1 protein-coding gene and 2 pseudogenes are annotated in these 2233 nt (G+C 56.5%); all 3 read right to left on the bottom strand.

Going from position 1 to position 2233, the window contains the following annotated elements:
- Positions 1–278 precede the first annotated feature (278 nt).
- Entirely contained in the window at positions 279–509 is a 231-nt protein-coding gene (locus tag AC0L3A_RS40510) for a DUF2188 domain-containing protein (protein WP_473256557.1), read from the bottom strand.
- 382 nt (positions 510–891) lie between these two features.
- A pseudogene (locus AC0L3A_RS40505) lies at positions 892–1149 on the bottom strand (IS110 family transposase); the annotation flags it as partial.
- A 457-nt stretch (positions 1150–1606) separates the two neighbouring features.
- Positions 1607–2233, bottom strand: a pseudogene (locus AC0L3A_RS40500) (AAA family ATPase); the annotation flags it as partial.

The raw sequence follows: 2233 nt of genomic DNA, 5'->3' as shown, positions 1-2233 counted from the left end.
CCACTCGAATCGGTTGGCTCCTCCGTGGGTACTCTAGAAGCGCGCGTATGCGCGCTGCGATCTTCCGTGCCTCCTCAGGCCCGGGGTCGAGCTTCACGCAATGGAGGATGTCTAGTACCGCCTGGGCCTCCTCAGCATTAAACGTCGCGACTTGTCGATCTGCCAGGCTCAAAGACTGATCGGCCGCCCGGGCCTGATTGGCTGCAAGCACCGCAAGCGCCTGCGACCGCAGTGAGGTAATGTGCCGCTCACACGTGTGCATCCGTTGGCCCGCGCGGTTAACCTGGTGGGTACGGGTCGCGCCCATATACCCACTCGCTTCTGAATCTTTTGTCGTAGCCTTGGACTAGAACCTGCGCGTCGTTTCCTGCCTGCCCATGTTTGTGGGCAATTTCTACCGCGACACTGATGGCCTCTTGCTCAGTGGCATATGGGGCGGAGTACACGTCCTTGAGCGAGACCGCCCATTGGCCCTGGTAGCGCGTGACGAAGTATTGAACACCGGTCATTGGCATAACCTCTGGCGAGCACCGCCCAATTGGATCGCCCAAGGTTGAAGTTAGCGGCCAGTGACCCGGCGCCAAAATCAGAGAGAAGCGCTGTCCCTACCACGCGCCGCTAACTTCGACGCTCTCAGCCTCAGCGGCGGAAGAAGCTGACGCTGGGATACATCCATCAGGAAACGGCCTAGGACAACTACCAGAATCGGTCGGCCCCACGTCGTCGACCAGTCTCTAAGCTGGTCCAATGGCTTTGCAGAGGCGAGAGGCATCACCATGGCAAAACGAGTGCGCCTTCGTTGCATAAACAAGACTGACAGACCTAACGCACATGAGAGGATCAAATATGTCGGCGGCCCTGAATTCAGGCGGAACGCGATGGAGGCTATCCGTCGCGAAGGCTACGTTTGACGTAAGGCTTCACGTAAGCTGGCGGCATCATGCGGACAGAGTGGCCCAGCGCCGCTATCTCGCGCGCCAGTGATGGCCACTCGCACAGTCCTCCATACCTACCAAGCTATCTGGGAGGCTCCGAAAGAAGGGTAGAACCTGCGATCTCCGCAATGTGCGACGAACCGACTCTCCCGTTTTCGGGGGTGCCGTGAACTTGAAAGATCGACTTGGCCAAATCCAAATCCACTGTGATAATTTTCTCATGGAACGGTCCTTCCTTTGTGGCGCCTCTCCTATGTGACCACGTTAGGCACTTTTGATGCCGGTTCGAAGGGCCGTCCCACACCATCACTTTTGATGAAGTTCAAGCGTCGGCTCGCGTTGGTTTCACAAAGGAATCAATATGATGCAGCGAGCCCTACGTCCGTCGGCCGTGGTCCCTCGCGGATTTGACGTGGAAAGCGCCTTTTGTGATGGCGCGACGACCGTGATCACCGTGCGCGCCACGAGTGGGACGAGTCTCTGTCCCAGCTGCGGGAGCAAGCGAGTCTGCGGCAGCGTGGGCCGGGCTACGTCTCAAGGTAAGTCGATTCTGCCGCGTCAATCTTCGCTTCATCACCGCGGGAATAGATTGGATGTTGTTAGGTCGGACCTGGAAGCATCCTTCCGATCTCCGATTGGCATCTGTTAACGCATCGAGAGGACAATTCGACCTACAATAAAGTCGCCTTGGGAGGTTTCTCTAACTCAGCACGGCGTTTTTCAGCATCCTTTTTCCGCTTGTTGGCGTCAACACGGTATTGGTCAATTGCATCGAGATCACTTTTCATCTCGGCTGGTGTCGGAACGAGGATCGCCTTGCCGGCCGCCATGTCATGTCCTGAGCGTTCCGAGACGCGCTTCATCGCCCAGTAGACTTGCTTATGATCGTCATCTTCGACAACGACCATGCGCAAGCTCTGTGTTTTGACCTCGCTGTTGAGTCGTTCAACGACCTTTCCTAACAGGACCTCCTCAACGAATCGCTCCCAAGTTTCCCTGAGATCGGTGTAGAAGTCTTTTGCAAGCCGCCGCCATGTGTCTGTCGTGAAATCCGCAACGCCATCAAAGCCCTTCAGCCGCACCTTGAGCGTCTCAATGCGTTTCGTCACCGACTGAGCAATCCATGGTTCATCGCTTTCGCTGATCAAACCAAAGCCAGCAGATTCCGATTTATTGATGTAGTTTCGGACCAAAGGGACCGCTGGAGTGGCCTGCGCGGCCGCGTCAACCACCTCATTGAAGAACAGAAGATTATGCGTGAAGATGATGACTTGGCGTCCCGCGGCCGCTTCTTTCAC

The organism is Bradyrhizobium sp. MI1.3, assembly GCF_055811695.1.
Note: the sequence above shows the minus strand (reverse complement) of the source record. Positions and strands in the feature narration are given on the sequence as shown.